The following is a 21,054-nucleotide window of genomic DNA, read 5'->3' as shown; positions in this document are numbered from 1 at the left end:
AGCCCTTAGCAAGATACCCTTTCGCAATAATCTCTTATGCTTCTTCCACGGCGAAAGAAAACGCGCGAAAAGCCCTGTGGGACGGAGGCAGGATTAGCTTGCTAAGGATTTGCATAACTATTTACATATTTATACTAATGCCAGCCATCAGAACCTTTTCAAGCGCTTACTTCGACTGAGCATTCAGCTGAAACGCATAAGCATTTTTTTGCAGCACGTTTGGCCACTAACGTGATCATACGCACGCTTTAAATCCAGCTACAGTTAATAAGCTTCTTTGCGTTCACGTTCTCGCTGTGTGATTTATGAGGAGTTCTCAATGGAATATAAAGATCCAATGATTGAGCTGCTTAGCAGTCTTGAGCAGATTGTTTTTAAAGATAATCAGGCCGTTAGCCTGAGTCAGAAACCCAGCGCCTTCTCGGAGTTTGAGCAGCTACGTAAAAGTACCGGACTAAAAATCGATGATTTTGCTCAGGCGATGGGAGTTAGCGTCACGATGGTGCAGGAATGGGAGTCCAGACGACTCAAACCCTCAAGCACCGAAATGAAATTGATGCGTCTGATTCAGGCCAACCCTGGCCTTAGTAAGCAGTTAATAAGCTAGAAAACCGTTGTGCCGAAAGAAAACAACCCCGCCGTGATGCGGGGTTTGTCATTTCAGAGCCAGATTAAAACGTTTCCCAGTTTGCATCAGAGGCCGAGGCCGTTTGCGGTTTTAAGGTGGCGGGCTGAGGACGGAGTTTTTCCTGCACCGGCTCCACGCGACGCCCTCCCTGGAGCTGGAACACCGCTACCGCCTGACGCAGCTCGCTCGCCTGGTCTTCCAAAGCCGCAGCGGCAGAAGCGGACTCTTCCACCAGCGAGGCGTTTTGCTGCGTCACGCTGTCCATCTCGGACACCGCCTGCGCCACCTGCTCAATGCCTTTGCTTTGCTCTTCAGAGGCTGACGCAATTTCGCCCATAATGTCGGTCACGCGCGTGACCGCCGAAACGATCTCCTTCATGGTGGCGCCAGCCTCACGCACCTGACTGGAGCCGGTATCAATGCGCGACACCGAGTTTTCAATCAGCACTTTAATCTCTTTCGCGGCCTGCGCGCTGCGGCTGGCCAGCGTTCTGACTTCCCCCGCCACAACGGCGAATCCACGGCCTTGCTCGCCCGCACGAGCAGCTTCTACCGCGGCGTTCAGCGCCAGAATATTGGTCTGGAAGGCAATGCTGTCGATAACGCTGGTGATGTCCACGATTTTGCCGGAGCTTTCGGCGATTTCGTTCATCGTGCTGACCACGCTATCCACTACGCGCCCGCCTTTCTGCGCGGTTTCGGAGGCATTTTTCGCCAGACCGGTCGCCTGCCGCGCGTTGTCGGTGTTCTGTTTCACGGTGGCGGTAAGCTGCTCCATGCTGGCCGCCGTCTCTTCCAGCGCCGCCGCCTGCTGCTCCGTGCGGGAGGAGAGATCGCTGCTGCCAGCGGAAATTTCACTCGCACCGGTGTAAATGGAATCGGCATTGTCGCGCACCACGCTCACGGTCTTCGCCAGCGACTGCTGCATAGATTTAAGCCCGGCGGACAAACGGCTCATTTCACTGCGCCCTTCGGCGTCGATCGTGCGGGTTAAATCCCCCTCAGAGATCGCCTGAATATGCCCCATCACGTTTTTCAGCGGGTGCAGCAGCACGCGCTGCAGGCCGAGCCAGATAACCACCAGCGCGGCGATAACAATCAGAAAAATGGTGCCCAGCGTCCATAGCATACCGGTATAGCTGCTTTGGTTCTCCGCGCTGGCGGCCTTCAGCAGCCGGGTGTTCTGGGTCAGCCACTGGCCGTAAACGGCTTTGAAATCGTCCTGAGCCTGCTGGGCATCAAGGTTGCCGTAAGCCTGGTAGTTATCGGCCTTCAGGAACTGAATGGACTGCGCCATGACGTCATGCATTTGCTTAAAGCTGGCGGCCGCTTTGTCATCAATGGCTTTGTCCTGGCCCGGCACATCGTCGGAATCCATGTAGCTGGAAAACTGCTTTTGCGCGTCGGCCAGCAGCACACCAGCATTCGTTAGTAGCTTGTTCATCGCCTCCAGCGAGGCAGGATCGCGCTGATTTTTCAGGACGCGAATCGCCACGCGGTTAATGGTGACGCGGGTTTCAACCAGCGTCTGGAAGCTGCCGCCAAGCTGCTGTTGCTGGTAGTTAAGCAGGCCGGTGTTTTGGAAGTTAAGGCGATCGCTGCTGACGGACGAGTAGAACAGAGCCCCGGTCACCAGCAACAACACGCTGAAAATCCCGAGCGTAGTCACGATGCCGGTAATAACTTTGATATTTTTCATAGCGCCGAACGTTCCTGAAGTAGTGGCCGATATGAAATATATCGGTTCGGCGCAGATTTACCTTATCGCCCCTGGCGCGACTTTTTGTTAATCCATTGATATTTGAAAGTAAAAAAATCAATAAAAAACCCGCCGAAGCGGGTTTAGGGATTTATTCACAACACATAGCCATTACTGCAGCAGGGAGATATCCGCCACCTGCAGGAACAGCTCGCGCAGCTTGGTCAGCAGCGTCAGACGGTTAATACGCAGGTCTTTGTCTTCCGCGTTGACCATCACCTTGTCGAAGAACTCATCCACCGGCTCGCGCAGGTTGGCCAGCTCTTCCAGGGCTTCCTGGTAACGGCCTTCGGCGAAGTACGGCTGCAGCTTATCGCGCAGCACAACCACGTTAGTCGCCAGGCGAATTTCTTCGGCCTCTTTCAGGACAGAAGCATGCACGATGTCGTTCAGCACTTCATCGGACTTGGCAAGAATGTTGGACACACGCTTGTTAGCCGCCGCCAGGGACGCCGCCGCTTCCAGAGTACGGAAGTGGGAAACCGCCTTCATGCGAGCGTCGAAGTCCGCCGGTTTAGTTGGACGACGAGCCAGCACCGCCTGAATGGTGTCAACCGCATGGCCTTCTTCCTGATACCAGGCGCGGAAGCGGCCCAGCATAAAGTCGATAACCTCATCCACCACGTTGGTGTTGGTCAGCTTGCTGCCGTAGAGGCGAACCGCTTCTTCGGTCAGGGTCTGCAGATCCAGCGGCAGGTTTTTCTCAACGATAATACGCAGCACGCCCAGCGCGGCACGGCGCAGCGCGAACGGGTCTTTATCGCCTTTTGGATGCTGACCAATACCGAAGATGCCCGCGAGGGTGTCCATCTTGTCGGCAATCGCCACCGCACAGGCCACCAGGTTAGACGGCAGTTCATCGCCCGCAAAGCGTGGCTGATACTGCTCGTTCAGCGCAACCGCTACGTCTTCCGCTTCGCCGTCGTGACGGGCGTAGTGCATGCCCATGATGCCCTGGGTGTCGGTAAACTCGAACACCATGTTGGTCATCAGGTCACACTTGGACAGCAGGCCAGCGCGTGTCGCGTGGTTCACGTCTGCGCCAATCTGGCCCGCAATCCAGCCGGAAAGCGCTTCGATGCGGTTAGTTTTGTCGCGCAAGGTGCCCAGCTCTTTCTGGAACAATACGGTTTCCAGACGCGGCAGGTTATCTTCCAGACGCTTTTTGCGGTCGGTATTGAAGAAGAATTCGGCGTCCGCCAGGCGCGGGCGAACCACCTTCTCGTTACCGGAAATGATCTGCACCGGGTCTTTCGACTCGATGTTCGTCACGAAGATGAAGTTTGGCAGCAGCTTGCCGCTGTTGTCGTAAACCGGGAAGTACTTCTGGTCACCCTTCATGGTGTAAACCAGCGCTTCGGCAGGCACGGCCAGGAATTTCTCTTCAAACTTCGCGGTCAGCACCACCGGCCATTCCACCAGCGAGGTAACTTCTTCCAGCAGGCTTTCGCTCAGGTCCGCGTTACCGCCAATTTTACGGGCGGCTTCTTCGGCATCACGTTTGATGGTGGCTTTACGCGCTTCGTAATCAGCGATGACCTTCCCGCGCTCCAGCAGGATCTGCGGGTACTGGTCGGCATTGTCGATGGTGAATTCCGGCTCGCCCATAAAGCGGTGGCCGCGAATCACGCGATCTGACTGAATGCCCAGAATAGTGGCAGGGATCAGTTCGTCACCCAGCAGCAGCGTCACGGTGTGAACCGGGCGCACGAACTGAATGTCGGACGCGCCCCAGCGCATCAGCTTAGGAATCGGCAGTTTCGCCAGGGAAGTGGCGATCATGTTCGGCAGCAGAGCCTGCACGCTTTCGCCCTTCACATGGGCGCGGTACATCAGCCATTCGCCTTTGTCGGTCGCCAGACGCTCGGCCTGGTCAACGGTAATTCCGCAGCCACGAGCCCAGCCTTCGGCGGCTTTGCTTGGTTTGCCTTCGGCGTCAAACGCCGCAGACACCGCAGGGCCGCGTTTTTCGACTTCGCGATCCGGCTGAGAAGCCGCCAGATTAGCGATTTTCAGCGCCAGGCGACGCGGAGCAGCAAACCATTTTACTTCGCCGTGGGCGATGTTGGCCGCATCCAGCTCGGCGGTAACGTTGGCAGCGAAGGATTCAGCCAGGCTGCGCAGGGCTTTTGGTGGCAGCTCTTCAGTGCCAATCTCCACCAGAAAAGTTTTTTCAGACATGGCGGCCTCTTAGTTGTTCTTATTGCACATCGGGAAGCCAAGCGCTTCACGAGAAGCGTAGTAGGCTTCGGCCACGGCTTTGGTCAGGGTGCGAATGCGCAGAATGTAGCGCTGGCGCTCGGTCACCGAAATGGCCTTGCGCGCATCCAGCAGGTTAAAGCTGTGAGCGGCTTTCAGAATACGTTCATAGGCCGGCAGCGGCAGCGGAGTTTCCAGCGCCAGCAGCTGCTGCGCTTCTTTCTCGTACTGCTCGAAGCAGGTGAACAGGAAGTCCACGTCGGCATATTCGAAGTTATAGGTGGACTGCTCCACTTCGTTCTGGTGGAACACGTCGCCGTAGGTGGTTTTACCCAGCGGGCCGTCGCTCCACACGAGGTCGTAAACGCTGTCTACGCCCTGAATGTACATGGCAAGACGCTCTAAACCGTAGGTGATTTCGCCGGTCACCGGCTTACACTCCAGGCCGCCAACCTGCTGGAAGTAGGTGAACTGCGTCACTTCCATGCCGTTAAGCCACACTTCCCAGCCCAGGCCCCATGCGCCAAGCGTTGGGTTTTCCCAGTTATCTTCCACGAAGCGAATGTCATGAATCGTTGGATCCATACCCAGCTCTTTCAGCGACCCGAGGTACAGCTCCTGAATGTTGTCCGGGGAAGGCTTAATCACCACCTGGAACTGATAGTAGTGCTGTAAACGGTTCGGGTTTTCGCCATAGCGGCCGTCGGTAGGACGGCGGGACGGCTGCACGTAAGCAGTGGCCATCGGCTCCGGGCCTAAGGCACGCAGGCTGGTCATCGGGTGAGAGGTGCCTGCGCCTACTTCCATGTCCAAAGGTTGAACAATGGTGCAGCCCTGGCGAGCCCAGTAGTCCTGTAAAGTCAGGATCAGGCCTTGAAAGGTCTTGGTATCAAACTTTTGCATGTTGAATTCGCACGCGTTCGGTGGATTTAAGAGAAGCGGCCAGTATATACGCAAACGCGGTCGAGTTGTATCAACACGGCAACGGAACGGCCGTGAGGGAGAAAGGCGTCAGGTTGTTGCCCGTTGATTGAGGTTTTCGCGGCTGGAAAGGTGTGAAAATTGACCACTTTCGTCAAATGAGCAGGTAAAGCCTTCTCTACGGGCGGTGCTGCCCATCAGTTCGTAGCTGGCCTGATACTGCTTAAAGTCTGACAGATTAATGCGCTGTGGCTGGGTGTTGTAGCGGTACGCGGCCTGATTTTTACAGGCAAGTTCCATCGCTTCGGTGTGAACAACGGGACGCAGCTTCTGCGCGGCCTGGCCTTCCTGCGGTGGAGAACTGCAGGCGCTAAGCATCAGCGCGAAAAAAGCGGTTAAGAGGAGTCTATTTTTTCTTTCTGCCATCATCATTCACTACCATTACGTTAAACTCGGTTTCTTATATCTACTCCTCGTGCAGCAGGCATTTTGCGAAGCCGCCACGCGGATAGCAAGATGCGCCGGGCAAACTCAGACATTTCCGGACACGGGTAAGCAAGCGGGTTCAGAGGAACGAATGCAGCAAAAAATAAACTGGATAGATAACCTTCGGGGCATCGCCTGCCTGATGGTGGTCATGATCCACACCACGACCTGGTACATTACCAACCCACACACCGTCACTGCGTTTAGCTGGGATTTTTCAAACGTTTTGAACTCGGCTTCTCGCGTCAGCGTGCCGCTGTTTTTCATGATTTCCGGGTACCTGTTTTTTGGCGAACGCAGCGCACAGCAGCGCCACTTTCTTCGCATAGCCAGCTGCCTGCTGTTTTATAGCGCCATTGCGCTGCTCTATATCTGGCTGTTTACCCCGATAAGCGTCGGCCTTGCACTGCGCTACATCCTGGTAAAACCGGTGTTCTATCACCTGTGGTTCTTCTTCGCGATTATGGTGATTTACCTGCTTTCGCCGCTGATACAGGTGAAGAAGGTCAGCGCCGTAACAATCCTTGGGCTGATGGTGCTGCTCGGCGTGGTGGCCAACCCCAACACGGTACCGCAAACGTTGGGCAATATGCGCTGGCTGCCCGTTAACCTCTATATTAACGGCGATACCTTCTATTACGTGCTTTACGGGCTGTTAGGCCGGGCGATTGGCATGTTCGATACCCAAAGAAAAGGCGTCAGTGGCCTGGCGGGCGGCCTGTTTGTGATTTGCGTTATTTCCATTGCGCTAGGCACTCATCGGCAATTGGAGATTAACCAGAACTTCGCCGAAACCTTCTACGTCTATTGTGGCCCGCTGGTATTTATCGCCGCCATCAGCCTGCTGGTCGTCGCGAAGAACTGCCTGAACCAGCGTCCGCTGCCCGGCCTGACGTTTATCTCACGCTACTCGCTGGGTATTTATGGTTTTCATGCGCTGATTATCCATTACCTGCGCACCCATAATATTGAGCTGACCCACTGGCCGGTGCTGGATATTCTGTGGATCTTCGGCGCAACGCTGGCTGGAAGCCTGCTACTGGCCGTTGGCGTTGGAAAGCTAGACCGCAAAAAACTGGTTAGCTAAGCGCCACGTACTCTGCTCCGCGCCCGATGGAGCTGGCGCGGGGAGGAAAACCCAGCGGCGCTGGCCGCTTGCTCCATGCGTTGCCCTTGCTGCAGACGCTGTTCCGCCACCGCAAGCCGCAACTGTTCCAGATAGTCGCGCACGGATATGCCCAGATGCTGCTGAAAAAGGCGGGATAAGTGCCGGGGGCTGACGTGAACCCGGTCGGCAATTTCCGGTACCGGCCAGGGCGCTTCAGGCGAGGCGGCAAGCAGATCCTGCGCACGGTGCACTGCAGGATGAATATGGTTCCGGTAGCGAAGCCAGGGTGAAAGCTGCGGGTCATCGCCCGAGCGGCGGAACCAGACCACCATCTCTCTGGCTACCTCCAGCGCCACCCTCGGGCCGCAGTAGCGGTTAATCAAATGCAGGGAAAGATCGATCCCGGAGGTGATCCCGGCGCTGGTCCAAATCCCCCGGTCTTCAACAAAAATCCGGTTGTCTTTGACCTGCGCGCCGGGGGCCGCCGATTTCAATCGCTCAAGGACGTCATGATGCGTTGTGCACTGAATGCCGTGCATCAACCCCGCACGAGCTGCCAGCAGCGCCCCGGAACACACGCACATCAGGTTAAGCTGCTGGCTGTGAATTTGCGGCTGCAAGCGGGTTAACCAACGCCGGACTTCTTCCGCCTGCGGTGTGGCAAAAAACCGGTTTGAATCACATACGCCGGGCAGCACCAGCAGGCTCCCGGCGGGAAGGTTTTCAGGTAACGGCTGAATGCCGCTGAAAGTCAGGCCGATAGAGGTTTCAACCTCAGGGTCCGGCCCTATGTAGTGCAGATCAAACGCGTTCCTCGCCAGCCCCAGCGTTTCCGCCGGGCCGCTCAGATCGAGGGATAAAATCCCCGGCAGCACCACAAACCAGACCCCAATACTCATTCCAGCGACTCCAGACACTCGGCTACGGTTTGTATTTCGGCGAACCGCCCGGCCAGCACGGTTTCAGTACGGTGGCGCAGGGTGGCGGCGTCCAGCGTAACGCCTTTCCAGGTCATCGGGAAGGTGAGCATGGCCTCGCTCACGAAAGAAACCCGATAGCCCAGGTCAGAGGCAACGCGTGTGGTGGTTTCACAGCATTGCTCGGTGCGGATCCCGCAGATAATCAGGTGGTTGATGTCTCGGGTACGGAGCCAATGATCCAGCCCGGTATCGGTAAACGCATTGTGGACGTGTTTCTGGAAGCTGACCGCCGCCTGGTGCTGTAAAAACGGCATCGGCGTGACAAACCCGGACGCCAGAGAAAAAACATCGTCTTCATCCACGTGGAAGATATCCACCACCGGCACCCCTTTCTGCTGGCAGCCAGCAATAAGTGCCAGCATCGCCCGCTGAAACGCAGGGACATCGTCCTCTTGCCAGTAATTCCGGTGGAAGAAGGACCGTTGGGTATCGATGTTGATCAGCGCAGTACGTGACATATTCGGACTCCTCATTGGTTTGCTTAAAACCATTCTGACAGGGGATTCCGCAAGCGCTGATACCAAAAACGGACAAAGTTATGTTGGTTTGAGACGATGCCTCTCACCCTGATCCTTCCACGGCTATCAGGACATCAGCGGCAGCAGTTGCTGATAAATCTGGTTAAACACCTGGCGCCGCCCAGCATAGCGCTGGTGGCGAGCCAAATCAGGCTGATGCCTTTGCTCCAAAGGCGGCTGGGGCAGCAGAGCCTGCAAAGGCTGACCCGGTGAGAGCGCGATTTGCGCCAGGCGAGCCGCCCCAAGCGCAGGCCCAACGTCACCGCCTGTCCGGTAATCCAGCACCTGTCCGCTGATATCCGCCAACATTTGCCGCCAGTACGGGCTGCGCGCGCCGCCGCCAATGAGCGTGATACTGCCCGGCGTAATGCCGCATTCATGTACAACATCCATGCCGTCCGCCAGCGCATAGCCCACACCTTCCAGCACCGCGCGGGCAAGTTCTGCTGGGCCGTGCTGATGGGTCAGGCCAAAAAAGGTGCCTTTAGCCTGCGGGTTATTGTGCGGAGTACGCTCCCCGGAAATATAAGGCAGGAACCAAACCACGCCGGCGTCCTGATTTGCCTGTTCCGCCGCCGCCAGCAGGGCCGGAACGCTCCCCAGACCGGTGAGTTTTGCCGCCCAGTCAAGGCAGGAAGCCGCGCTGAGCATGACCGACATCAGGTGCCAGCGGTTGGGTAACGCATGGCAAAAACTGTGTACCGCACTTTCCGGCTTACTGCGGAAGCCGTCGCTGACGGCAAAATAAACCCCGGAGGTACCAAGCGAAAGCATTGCCTGCCCGGCATCGACCATGCCGACACCAATAGCACCAGCGGCGTTGTCGCCCCCGCCCGCCACAACGGGCACCGCAGGCATATTCCAACTTTCGGCGACATCACGCTTCAGCACGCCGGTTATTTCACTGCCCTCAAACAATTCAGGCATGTGCCGCCGGGAAAGACGACAGGCGTCGAGCATCGTTTCGCTCCAGTCACGCTTCGCCACATCCAGCCACATCGTGCCTGCCGCATCGGACATATCGCTGGCGAATTCGCCGGTCATTCTCAGGCGCAGATAGTCCTTCGGCAGCAGTACTTTATTGATTTGTGCAAAAATCTCCGGCTCATGACGCTCGACCCACAAAAGCTTAGGCGCGGTAAAGCCGGGCATCATCAGGTTGCCGGTTATCGCTCTTGCCTCTTCCACGTTGCTCTCCAGCAGCGCACATTCCTCCCCGCTGCGGCCATCGTTCCAAAGAATGGCCGGGCGAAGCACGCGCTGTTTGCTGTCCAGCAAGGTTGCACCATGCATCTGGCCGGCAAGCCCAAGCGCCTTTACGCCGCTAAGCGAGTGTTCCATGCCCAGCGCGCGCATCGCGCGATCGGTTGCCTGCCACCAGTGTTCGGGATCCTGCTCGGACCAAAGAGAATGAGGTCGGGAGACGGCCAGGGACTCACTGCGTGTAGCCACCACCTCGCCTGCTTCGCTAAGCAGGATCACTTTCACGCCCGAAGTGCCAAGATCGATGCCGATATACATGGTAGCTCCTTAATATCGCGCCGCTTTTCAGCGGCGCAGGCAAGTTTAGTTATCGAACAAATAATGATTAATCAGGTTTTCCAGCAGCTCCTGATGCCCGCTTTGATGCTGCGGGGCCAGCTTGTGCTGCTCAGCGTACTGCGCAAGCTGTGCGAGCGATATCTGCCCCTTAAGAATTTGCTGGCCCAGCTCACTATTCCACCCGGCGTAACGTTTGGCGACACGTTTATCGAGCTCTCCGTCTTCAACCATGCGGGCAGCCACTTTCAGCGCCAGCGCCATCGTATCCATGGCACCGATATGACCATAGAACAGGTCATATTTATCGGTGCTCTGACGGCGCACTTTCGCGTCGAAGTTCAGGCCACCAGTGGTAAACCCTCCGGCTTTCAGGATCTCATACATCACCAGCGCATTTTCCTCGACGCTGTTCGGGAACTGATCGGTATCCCAACCCAGTTGTGGATCGCCCCGGTTAGCGTCCACCGAGCCCAAAATCCCCAATGCAATCGCGCTGGCGATTTCGTGGTGGAATGAGTGGCCGGCCAGCGTCGCGTGGTTAGCCTCAATATTGACCTTTATCTCTTTTTCGAGACCAAACTGCTTCAGGAAGCCGTAGACCGTTGCCACATCGTAATCGTACTGATGTTTGGTCGGTTCCTGCGGCTTCGGTTCGATAAGCAACGTGCCGCGGAAGCCAATTTTATGCTTGTGCTCAACGACCATTTGCATGAAACGGCCGATTTGCTCGCGCTCCTGCCGCAGGTCGGTATTCAGCAGTGTTTCATAGCCTTCACGCCCGCCCCATAGCACATAGTTTTCCCCGCCTAATTGATGCGTGGCGTTCATTGCCGTCACAACTTGCGTCGCCGCCCAGGTGAACACTTCGGGATCGGGATTCGTTGCTGCTCCGGCACCGTAGCGAGGGTGGGTAAAGCAGTTAGCCGTCCCCCACAGCAGCTTCACGCCGCTTTCCTGCTGCTTTTGCGCCAGGACTTCCGTCATCTGAGCAAAATTGTTCAGGTATTCCTTCAGCGACGTACCTTCCGGCGACACGTCAACATCATGAAAGCAGTAATATGGCACGCCCAATTTCTGGAAAAACTCAAACGCTACATCAGCCTTGCGCTTCGCAAGCGCCATTTCATCTCCGGCCTGCTGCCACGGGCGTTCAAATGCACCTACGCCGAACATGTCCGCCCCCGTCCAGCAGAATGTGTGCCAGTAACAGGCCGCGAAACGCAGGTGCTCATCCATACGTTTCCCAAGAATTAATGCATCCGGATTGTAGTGGCGAAACGCCAGTGGGTTGGTGGTTTTAGGGCCTTCAAAACGCACGCGATCGAGTTGGTCGAAATAAGCTTGCATAGTTAACTCCGTCATCAGAAAACTGCGGCAGGATAGCTGGTCAACTCATCCTGAATTTTCCCTGACGGTTGCTCAATTACGTTATTTCACACTAGGGTTGAGAGAATACTCAAATGTGCGTCACCTCGCAAAAAACGAATAAAATAATAAAACAACATCGCGTAACCGCCTCCATAAATTAGTGCAACAGAGTAGTCGTTCAATATGAAATCAGATCGCCATCATAATTTTACGATTAAACAAAAAAACATAACGCGAAGATAAAAATCAGTAATTGATGGTTACGCCCATAGAGATAACAATCCACAGGGTCTGCTGATATGAATCATTCTTTACTCCTATAAGCCATTTCCCCTACAGGTAAAATAATATGAAGATAAAGAACCTCTTACTCACGCTATGCGCCTCACTCATTCTTACCAGCGTAAGCGGTATCGCCAAAGAAGTGAAAATCGGTATGGCGATAGACGACCTGCGCCTCGAGCGTTGGCAAAAAGATCGCGATATTTTTGTGAAAAAGGCGGAATCCTTAGGGGCAAAAGTTTTTGTCCAGTCCGCCAATGGCAACGAAGAAACGCAGATGTCGCAAATTGAAAATATGATAAACCGAGGCGTTGATGTATTAGTTATTATCCCTTACAACGGTCAGGTATTAAGCAACGTAGTTGCAGAAGCTAAACGCGAAGGCATTAAAGTACTCGCCTACGATCGCATGATTAATAATGCTGACATTGATTTTTATATTTCTTTCGACAATGAAAAAGTCGGTGAATTACAAGCAAAAAGCATCGTAAGCAAAGTGCCGCAAGGGAACTATTTCTTAATGGGTGGCTCGCCGGTGGATAATAATGCGAAATTATTCCGCGCCGGACAGATGAAAGTATTAAAGCCTTATATCGACGAAGGGAAAATTAAAGTTGTCGGCGATCAGTGGGTTGACGGCTGGCTGCCGGAAAACGCGCTCAAAATTATGGAAAACGCCCTGACGGCGAACAATAACAAGATTGATGCGGTCGTCGCGTCCAACGATGCCACGGCGGGTGGCGCAATTCAGGCGCTCAGCGCGCAAGGACTGGCGGGAAAAGTCGCTATTTCGGGCCAGGATGCTGACCTGGCGGGCATTAAGCGCATTATTGCCGGCACCCAAACGATGACCGTCTATAAACCGATTACCAAACTGGCGGACACCGCCGCTGAAATTGCCGTCGAGCTGGGTGAAGGTAAACAGCCGGCCGCTGACGCCACGTTAAATAATGGCCTCAAAGATGTCCCATCCCGTCTCCTCACGCCTATTGAGGTGGAGAAAACCAATATCGACAGTACCGTTATTGCCGACGGTTTCCACAAAAAGAGCGATCTCTAGCTGCCAGGCCTGCGCATACGCGGGCCTTCTCTTTCACCAGGAGGAGCCTTATGCCTCATTTGTTGGAAATGAAAAACATCACCAAATCCTTTGGGCCGGTGAAAGCCGTGGATAACGTGAGCCTGGCACTTGAAGCTGGAGAAGTGATGTCGCTGTGTGGTGAAAACGGCTCGGGTAAATCCACGCTGATGAAAGTGCTGTGCGGTATTTATCCCCACGGCAGCTATGAAGGTGAAATCTGGTTTGCTGGCGAACCGCTTCAGGCAAGCCATATTCGCGACACCGAACGTAAAGGTATTGCCATCATTCATCAGGAACTGGCGCTGGTGAAGCATCTTACGGTACTGGAAAACATTTTCCTCGGCGTTGAGATTACGCGTCATGGCCTGCTCGACTTCGACACCATGACGCTTCGCTGCCAGAAGCTGCTTGCCCAAGTCAATCTGTCTCTTTCTCCGGATACGCGCGTGGGGGATTTAGGTCTTGGTCAGCAACAGCTGGTGGAGATCGCTAAGGCGCTGAACAAGCAGGTCAGGCTACTGATTCTGGACGAACCCACCGCGTCGCTCACCGAGCAGGAAACCGCCGTGCTGCTCGGGATTATTCGCGACCTGCAGGCCCACGGCATCGCCTGTATTTATATCTCCCACAAGCTCAATGAAGTGAAAGCCATTTCCGACACCATCTGCGTAATTCGCGACGGGCAGCCCATCGGCACCCGTGAAGCGAAGCTGATGAGCGAGGACGACATCATTACGATGATGGTGGGGCGGGAACTGACGGCGCTTTACCCTAACGAGCCGCACCAAACCGGCGACGAGATCCTGCGCGTCGAACATTTGACCGCCTGGCACCCGGTCAACCGGCACATCAAGCGGGTAAACGATGCCTCTTTTTCTCTGCGAAAGGGGGAAATTCTGGGTATTGCCGGGCTGGTCGGCGCCGGAAGAACCGAGGCGGTGCAGTGCCTGTTTGGTGTGTGGCAGGGGCGCTGGGAAGGCAGCGTCTATATCGACGGTCAGCAAGTGCATATCAATAACTGCCAGCAGGCCATCGCTCACGGTATCGCCATGGTGCCGGAAGACCGTAAGAAAGACGGCATCGTACCGGTCATGGCCGTGGGGCAAAACATCACGCTTGCCGCATTAAGCCAGTTCTCTGGGGCATTGAGCAGCCTGGATGAAGCTCAGGAGCAAAACTGTATGCTGCAGTCGCTCAAGCGCCTGAAGGTTAAAACCTCATCGCCTGACCTGGCCATTGGCCGCCTCAGCGGTGGGAACCAGCAGAAAGCGATTCTTGCCCGCTGCCTGTTGCTCAATCCGCGCATCCTGATACTCGATGAACCCACGCGAGGCATCGACATCGGTGCGAAGTACGAGATCTACAAACTTATCAATCAACTGGTACAGCAGGGGATCGCCGTCATTGTCATCTCCTCTGAACTACCGGAAGTGCTCGGCCTGAGCGATCGCGTGCTGGTGATGCATGAAGGCCGCATTAAAGCCGATTTGATTAACCATGATCTGACCCAGGAAAAGGTCATGGAAGCCGCCCTGAGGAGTGACCCCCATGTCGAAAAGCAATTTGTCTGAAATGAAAATGACGGCACCAGGCCGCGCCTCCGTTGGGGCATTAAAATCGCTGAATCTGCAGGTTTTTGTCATGATTGCCGCAATTGCCGTCATTATGCTGTTCTTTACCTGGCAGACGGAAGGGGCTTATTTGAGCGCCCGCAACGTGTCCAACCTGCTGCGGCAAACGGCGATTACCGGCATCCTGGCCGTCGGCATGGTGTTTGTCATTATCTCGGCCGAAATCGACCTCTCTGTGGGTTCAATGATGGGGCTGCTCGGCGGGGTGGCAGCCATTTTTGACGTCTGGCTCGGCTGGCCATTGCCGCTCACGATTGTCGTCACGCTGGCCCTGGGCCTGGTCCTCGGAGCCTGGAACGGATGGTGGGTTGCCTATCGTAAAGTGCCCTCATTTATCGTCACGCTCGCGGGTATGCTGGCGTTTCGCGGCATTCTTATCGGTATTACCAATGGCACCACGGTGTCACCTACCAGTGCAGCCATGTCGCAAATCGGCCAAAGCTATCTGTCAGGCGGCATCGGCTTCACCGCGGGCGTGCTGGGGCTGATGGCCTTTATTGCCTGGCAGTGGCGGCTTCGTATGCGCCGGCAGGCGCTCGGCCTTACTGCGCCAGCATCGGGAGGCGTTGTTGGCCGCCAGGCGATCACTGCCGTGGTCGTGCTCGGCGCAATCTGGCTGCTGAACGATTATCGCGGCGTCCCGACGCCGGTGCTGCTCCTTGCTCTGCTGCTGCTCGCCGGGATGTTTATGGCCACCCGCACCGCGTTTGGTCGCCGTATTTACGCCATCGGCGGCAATATTGACGCGGCGCGGCTGTCGGGAATCAACGTTGAGCGCACCAAGCTGGCCGTATTTGCGATTAACGGCCTGATGGTAGCGATTGCCGGGCTGATCCTAAGCTCACGCCTCGGTGCGGGTTCACCTTCCGCCGGTAACATCGCCGAACTGGATGCCATTGCCGCCTGCGTCATCGGTGGAACCAGCCTGGCGGGCGGCATCGGCAGCGTCGCCGGAGCGGTCATGGGGGCGTTTATTATGGCCTCTTTGGACAACGGCATGAGCATGATGGACGTGCCCACCTTCTGGCAGTACATCGTGAAAGGGGCCATTTTGCTGCTCGCAGTGTGGATGGATTCCGCGACCAAACGCAGGGCGTAATGGGCCTGGCAGGCAAAACGTGCAAACGATCACAATGCCGGGGTGGCGTTCCCCGGCTCGCTCGCGGCTGTGGTATTCAGGCATCTGGCTAGCTACGGGAAACTATCGGCATGTTTGAGAAACGTCATCGCATCACGCTGTTATTCAACGCCAATAAAGTCTATGACCGCCAGGTGGTCGAAGGTGTGGGGGAATATTTGCAGGCGTCTCAATCGGAGTGGGACATTTTTATCGAAGAAGACTTTCGCGCCCGCATCGATAACATCAAAGAATGGCTGGGCGACGGCGTGATTGCCGATTTTGACGATCGAGAGATTGAACGCCTTCTGGAAGGCGCTGAAGTCCCAATTGTCGGCGTTGGCGGCTCCTACCACGCGCCGGACCATTATCCGCCGGTCCACTACATCGCCACCGACAACCACGCGCTGGTAGAAAGTGCCTTCCTGCACCTGAAAGAAAAAGGCGTCCAGCGCTTTGCTTTCTATGGGCTTCCCGGCTCGAGCGGCAAACGCTGGGCCGCAGAGCGCGAGCACGCTTTTCGTCAGCTGGTTGCGAAGGAGAAATACCGGGGTGTGGTTTATCAGGGCATCGAAACGGCACCAGAAAACTGGCAGCACGCCCAGAATCGCCTCGCCGACTGGGTGCAAACGCTGCCGCCACAAACCGGTATTATTGCGGTCACCGACGCACGCGCCCGCCACCTGCTGCAGGTCTGCGAGCATCTGCATATCCCCGTCCCGGAAAAGCTGTGCGTGATCGGCATCGATAACGAGGAGCTAACCCGCTATTTATCGCGGGTGGCGCTTTCTTCGGTGGCGCAGGGTACGCGCCAGATGGGCTATCAGGCCGCCAAACTGCTGCATCGCCTGCTGGATAGCGAAATCCTGCCGCTGCAGCGCGTGCTGGTGCCGCCGGTGAGGGTTGTGGAGCGCAGCTCTACGGATTATCGCTCGCTGCACGATCCGGCGGTTATTCAGGCCATGCATTACATTCGCAATCACGCCTGCAAAGGCATAAAAGTCGAACAGGTGCTGGATGCGGTGGGGATCTCGCGCTCAAACCTGGAGAAACGTTTTAAAGAAGAAGTCGGCGAGACGATTCACGCGGTGATTCATGCGGAGAAACTAGAAAAGGCAAGAAGCCTGCTTATTTCAACTTCTTTATCTATCAACGAAATATCGCAGATGTGCGGCTACCCGTCTTTGCAGTATTTCTACTCGGTATTTAAAAAAGAGTATGACGCCACGCCAAAAGAGCACCGCGAGCGCTTTAGCGAAATTTTGGTTTAAAACCATAAATAACAACGCCCTCCGAAGAGGGCGTTGTTTAATTTCATTCCGACTATAAAAATTAATTCGGCAGCATGAAACGCTGGTTGCTCTGATACATCGCAAACAGGAAATTATTATAGCTTGAGCCTTTCGCCGAATACCCTTTCAGCTTGTGAATCATATTATTAGCCGTCACTTCCTGATCCGCTTTGCGCAGCTTAGCGCGCTCTTTACGGAACGAAGAATAGGCCGGATGGGTATTCAGATTAGCCACGTAAGCATTCACGCCTTCATTCACCGAACCGTAATGCAGGTAGCCTTTCACCTTGCCCGGCTCGCTGTTGCAGTGGCGTTTGGTGCACTTCATGCCAAACAGATTGTTATTGCTACGGGCAAGTTTTGACGTGCCCCAGCCGCTTTCCGCCGCCGCCATTGTCGCCACCATATTGGTAGGAATGATATCGACTTTTTCCAGCAGGCTATTCCACGGTACGCGATTGGTGTTGCCGCGCCATGCCACCTTATACCGCTGGGTGATTTCTTTCAGGCGTGTGCGCTCACTCGGCGACCAACGCTTCTCGTACTGCTTGGAAATCAACCAGTTACGATCGGCAGTTATCGCTGCATTTTGGCGGGTAATATATGGCATGACCGTCCGGAGAAACGCTTTTTTCCTTGGTGTCCCGGAAGGGTATTTTCGCAAATCAGGAAGCGAACCATTTTCACTATTGCGAGAATACTCTTTTTTACTACTTGCCAGTTTACTGCTTACCGCTTTCTTGCTGCTTACTTTCGTTATATGGGCCTTGCTGTGCGATTTAGGCTCATGTTTACTGGCGAACGCGTGACTTGAAAAGCCCACGGTCAGCAACATGAGTATCGCGGCCCCGAATCGTCGGAATGGGGGTGATATCATTAGCTCTCCTGGTCGGATCGATCGTTTCCAGTGCCTTATTTTTTAAAAGGTTTTAGAAAAATAGAGGCGAATTATATCAAAATTAACCGCTCAGAGCACGTTTAGAAATAGTACTATTCCGAAACAATGTCACCTATGAACTTCTTATGGTGATAAAAAGTATTGTAAAATTCGGGGGTTAATCACATTTCGCAGCATGGCAAAAAAATGCACTGCGGAGGATGATTCCCGCGTTTAGAGAGTGAGATTATTGGTTATATTTTTAAGGTGGCGGCGGCAATAGCCTGGCGGCGGAACGACCGGGGTTAAGGCGCTCAAATAACATTTGATACAGGAAAACTGGCAACATGAGCCTGGTGCAGAACCTGATAAAAAAAGCCTTTGCGACGGCGAACGCCAACGAAGCCGCCAGCTTCCTGGCCAGCGCATGCAACCGCATGAAATCGCATAACAAAGAGCAAATTCAGGCCGAGGTTAGCGCGGCATTAGTCAACGTTAATCTTGTTCGCATTAGTGAAAAACCACCGCAAACCAAAACGGTTTACCAGGACTCGCCGGAAACCCTCCGTCGCCTGAAAGACGCTGAATCCCTCTCCGCCAGCCTGCTTGCCCAGCTGCGTGAAGCCCAGCAGCGCTCGGCGCAGGGTGACAGCGTAGAAACCAGCGCCCGTCTGCAAAGATATGAAAAACAGGTCGCAGAGCTCCAGAAAGCACTGAATATCAGCCAGGAAATGCACCTCAAAGAATCAGCCCTGGTACGCAGCGTGATGCAACGGGAAATTGACGAGCTTAAAAGCCTGCTGAACCGCCAAAAAGAGTCCGGTTCCGGGCAGGCGGAGACTCACCAACGCGAAAAAGTCGAGCTACATCAGCGCCTGGAAGCCGCCGACGAACTGATAAAAACCCAGCAGGAAGCACGCTACAAAGCGGAAGCGGAAGTGGCGCTCCTGCAGGAAAAACTCGAAAATCTGCGCGCCGATAATCACTACAGTTTTGAGCAGTGTGAAACCCTGAACGCCAGGCTCACCAAAACTATCGATGAGCTGCTGGCCACCCGCAATACGCTGACCGCGCACTTCGGCCACTGGCTGACGAATAAATAAAAACGTTAACGCCGTCACTCACCCTTGCGGCTCCACCCCGCATAACGCAAGCGCAGGATGAGCGAATGTTCCCAGGGGAATGGCAAACTGCGCAATAAATCCTCACAGGATGTTGCGTATGAAACGACTTTCTCTCTGCCTGTTGTTCACGCCCTGCCTTGCATACGCGAGCTGGAACGCGCCTGGGCTTTCTGCTTTTCAGGCTACCAGTCCGGGCCTGTTTGCCAGCTCGACCCCTCTCAACAAAGGCGCGCTGCCCCTCAGGCTGACGCTGAATAATCAATGCTGGCAGCCCTCAGAAGCCATCAAACTTAATCAGGTTCTGTCCCTGACGCCTTGCGCCGGGGATGCCCCGACGTGGCGGGTTTTCCGCGCCGGAGAGTACCAGGCGCAAATAGATACCCGCAGCGGTACCCCCACGCTGATGCTCAGCATTAATCCCGAGGCCAGCAGCCAGCCTCAACAGGCGGTGGCGCAGTGCCCGAAATGGGATGGAAAGCCGCTCACCGTCGACGTCAGCAGTACCTTCCCGGAAGGTTCACTGGTGCGGGATTTTTACAGCGGGAATACGGCGAAGGTTGAGCAAGGCCACATCACGCTGATGCCCGCCGCCGGAAGCGACGGTTTACTGCTGCTGGAATCCGCCACCGTAGAAAAACCGGCTCCGTTTAGCTGGCAGAATGCGACGGTCTACTTCGTTCTCACCGACCGTTTTGAAAACGGCAACCCGGCGAACGACCACAGCTATGGCCGCCACAAAGACGGTATGCAAGAAATTGGCACCTTCCACGGCGGCGATCTCGCCGGGCTGACTAACAGGCTGGATTACCTGCAGCAGCTTGGCGTTAACGCACTCTGGATAAGCTCCCCGCTGGAGCAAATTCACGGCTGGGTGGGCGGCGGCACCAAAGGCGACTTCCCGCACTACGCTTACCACGGTTATTACACCCAGGACTGGACGCGCCTGGACGCCAATATGGGTAACGAAGCCGATCTCCGCCAACTGGTGGATGAAGCCCACAGACGCGGGATCCGCATTCTCTTTGACGTTGTCATGAACCATACCGGTTATGCGACGCTCGCCGACATGCAGGAATATCAGTTTGGCGCGCTGTATCTCAAAGGGGATGATCTCAGGAAAACGCTCGGCGAGCGCTGGACTGACTGGCAGCCCGCGGCGGGCCAAAGCTGGCACAGCTTTAACGACTACATCAACTTTAGCGACAAAGCCGCGTGGGATAAGTGGTGGGGCAAGGCCTGGATCAGAACGGACATTGGCGATTACGACAATCCAGGCTTCGACGACTTAACTATGTCGCTCGCCTTCTTGCCCGATTTGAAAACCGAAGCGACCGCTCCGGCAGAACTCCCGATATTTTACCGCCACAAGCCGGATACGGCCGCGAAAGCGATAGCAGGCTATACGGTTCGCGATTACCTGACCCACTGGCTTAGCCAATGGGTACGTGACTATGGCATTGATGGATTCAGGGTAGATACCGCAAAACACGTTGAAAAAGCGGCCTGGCAGCAATTAAAAACGCAGTCCAGCGCGGCATTAGCCGAATGGAAGCAGGCCAACCCGGACAAAAAAATCGATGACGCACCGTTCTGGATGACGGGTGAGGCCTGGGGCCACGGCGTGATGAAAAGCGATTACTACGCCAGCGGCTTCGACGCGATGATCAACTTCGACTACCAGGAACAGGCGGCCAAAGCGGTGGATTGCCTGGCAACGATTGACCCGACCTGGCAACAAATGTCGGACAAACTCCAGCAATTCAACGTGCTGAGCTATCTGTCCTCCCACGACACCCGCCTGTTCCGGGAAGGCGGACAAAAAGCGGCGGAGCTGCTGTTGCTCACGCCAGGCGCGGTGCAGATTTTCTACGGCGATGAAACCCAAAGGCCGTTTGGCCCCACGGGTTCTGACCCGCTGCAGGGCACCCGCTCGGACATGAACTGGCAGGATGCCACCGGCAAACAGGCTGCAACACTTGCTCACTGGCAGAAGCTGAGCCAGTTCCGCGCCCGCCATCAGGCTATCGGCGCCGGGAAACAAACGACGTTAAGCGTCAAACAGGGCTATGCCTTTAGCCGGGTCAGCGGCGATGACAAGGTGATGGTGGTGTGGGCGGGGAATCGATAGTCGGAGAGAAAAC

Annotated in this window: 17 protein-coding genes; 8 read left to right on the top strand and 9 right to left on the bottom strand. The window is 55.4% G+C overall.

The features are described from left to right. The first annotated feature begins 319 nt into the window (after positions 1-319). Positions 320-607: an HTH-type transcriptional regulator gene (locus CNE01S_RS02855; protein ID WP_061273274.1), complete on the top strand. Its 288-nt coding sequence runs from the start codon at positions 320-322 to the stop codon at positions 605-607. Between the two features lie 64 nt (positions 608-671). On the opposite strand, the gene tcp is transcribed toward CNE01S_RS02855, so the two are convergent. The 4 genes from tcp to CNE01S_RS02835 all read right to left on the bottom strand — a co-directional run bounded on the left by tcp (position 672) and on the right by CNE01S_RS02835 (position 5,939). Further along, positions 672-2,327 carry a methyl-accepting chemotaxis citrate transducer gene (tcp, locus tag CNE01S_RS02850; protein WP_061273272.1) on the bottom strand — a complete coding sequence of 552 codons (1,656 nt, stop codon included), beginning with the start codon at positions 2,325-2,327 and terminating at the stop codon, positions 672-674. A 171-nt stretch (positions 2,328-2,498) separates the two neighbouring features. Beyond that, positions 2,499-4,568 (bottom strand): glycine--tRNA ligase subunit beta, encoded by a 2,070-nt coding sequence (glyS, locus tag CNE01S_RS02845; protein ID WP_061273269.1) that lies wholly within the window; start codon positions 4,566-4,568, stop codon positions 2,499-2,501. Between the two features lie 9 nt (positions 4,569-4,577). Then, positions 4,578-5,489: a glycine--tRNA ligase subunit alpha gene (gene glyQ, locus CNE01S_RS02840; protein WP_038477447.1), complete on the bottom strand. Its 912-nt coding sequence runs from the start codon at positions 5,487-5,489 to the stop codon at positions 4,578-4,580. 108 nt (positions 5,490-5,597) lie between these two features. After that, on the bottom strand, positions 5,598-5,939 hold the full coding sequence (locus CNE01S_RS02835; protein ID WP_072279087.1) for a YsaB family lipoprotein: 342 nt from the start codon (positions 5,937-5,939) through the stop codon (positions 5,598-5,600). 145 nt (positions 5,940-6,084) lie between these two features. Here CNE01S_RS02835 and CNE01S_RS02830 point away from each other — a divergent pair, with 145 nt between their 5' ends. After that, positions 6,085-7,080, top strand: a complete 996-nt coding sequence (locus tag CNE01S_RS02830; protein ID WP_061273264.1) for an acyltransferase — start codon at positions 6,085-6,087, stop codon at positions 7,078-7,080. On the opposite strand, the gene CNE01S_RS02825 is transcribed toward CNE01S_RS02830, so the two are convergent. From CNE01S_RS02825 to xylA, 4 genes are all read right to left on the bottom strand, one after another. Then, entirely contained in the window at positions 7,077-8,000 is a 924-nt protein-coding gene (locus tag CNE01S_RS02825) for a GlxA family transcriptional regulator (RefSeq protein ID WP_061273262.1), read from the bottom strand. The two genes, CNE01S_RS02830 and CNE01S_RS02825, sit on opposite strands and share 4 nt — an antisense overlap. Further along, positions 7,997-8,539, bottom strand: a complete 543-nt coding sequence (locus CNE01S_RS02820) for an isochorismatase family protein (RefSeq protein ID WP_061273259.1) — start codon at positions 8,537-8,539, stop codon at positions 7,997-7,999. The genes CNE01S_RS02825 and CNE01S_RS02820 overlap by 4 nt, the downstream gene beginning before the upstream one ends. Before the next feature lie 126 nt (positions 8,540-8,665). Then, a complete protein-coding gene (gene xylB / locus CNE01S_RS02815; protein ID WP_061273256.1) occupies positions 8,666-10,120 on the bottom strand; it encodes a xylulokinase in 1,455 nt (484 codons plus the stop codon). 45 nt (positions 10,121-10,165) lie between these two features. Then, entirely contained in the window at positions 10,166-11,488 is a 1,323-nt protein-coding gene (xylA, locus tag CNE01S_RS02810; protein ID WP_061273253.1) for a xylose isomerase, read from the bottom strand. Between the two features lie 370 nt (positions 11,489-11,858). Between xylA and xylF the strand changes: the two genes are divergently transcribed. From xylF to xylR, 4 genes are all read left to right on the top strand, one after another. After that, positions 11,859-12,851, top strand: a complete 993-nt coding sequence (gene xylF / locus CNE01S_RS02805; RefSeq protein ID WP_061273250.1) for a D-xylose ABC transporter substrate-binding protein — start codon at positions 11,859-11,861, stop codon at positions 12,849-12,851. Positions 12,852-12,901: 50 nt separating this feature from the next. Continuing rightward, positions 12,902-14,443, top strand: coding sequence for a xylose ABC transporter ATP-binding protein (locus CNE01S_RS02800; protein WP_061273247.1), 1,542 nt, complete (start codon positions 12,902-12,904; stop codon positions 14,441-14,443). Continuing rightward, positions 14,421-15,602 carry a xylose ABC transporter permease XylH gene (gene xylH / locus CNE01S_RS02795; RefSeq protein ID WP_061273244.1) on the top strand — a complete coding sequence of 394 codons (1,182 nt, stop codon included), beginning with the start codon at positions 14,421-14,423 and terminating at the stop codon, positions 15,600-15,602. The genes CNE01S_RS02800 and xylH overlap by 23 nt, the downstream gene beginning before the upstream one ends. 110 nt (positions 15,603-15,712) lie before the next feature. Next, positions 15,713-16,891, top strand: a complete 1,179-nt coding sequence (xylR, locus tag CNE01S_RS02790; RefSeq protein WP_061273241.1) for a D-xylose utilization transcriptional activator XylR — start codon at positions 15,713-15,715, stop codon at positions 16,889-16,891. Between the two features lie 61 nt (positions 16,892-16,952). Here xylR and CNE01S_RS02785 read toward each other — a convergent pair whose 3' ends face one another. Next, positions 16,953-17,789, bottom strand: a complete 837-nt coding sequence (locus CNE01S_RS02785) for a protein bax (protein ID WP_061273239.1) — start codon at positions 17,787-17,789, stop codon at positions 16,953-16,955. Between the two features lie 347 nt (positions 17,790-18,136). Between CNE01S_RS02785 and CNE01S_RS02780 the strand changes: the two genes are divergently transcribed. After that, on the top strand, positions 18,137-18,892 hold the full coding sequence (locus tag CNE01S_RS02780; protein WP_061273236.1) for a hypothetical protein: 756 nt from the start codon (positions 18,137-18,139) through the stop codon (positions 18,890-18,892). A gap of 118 nt (positions 18,893-19,010) precedes the next feature. Beyond that, positions 19,011-21,041: an alpha-amylase gene (locus tag CNE01S_RS02775; protein ID WP_061273233.1), complete on the top strand. Its 2,031-nt coding sequence runs from the start codon at positions 19,011-19,013 to the stop codon at positions 21,039-21,041. Positions 21,042-21,054 lie beyond the last annotated feature (13 nt).

It is taken from the genome of Cedecea neteri NBRC 105707 = ATCC 33855 (assembly GCF_001571265.1).
Lineage (GTDB): Bacteria > Pseudomonadota > Gammaproteobacteria > Enterobacterales > Enterobacteriaceae > Cedecea > Cedecea neteri.
The sequence above is the reverse complement of the archived record's forward strand: the minus strand, read 5'-3'. Positions and strand labels throughout refer to the sequence as shown.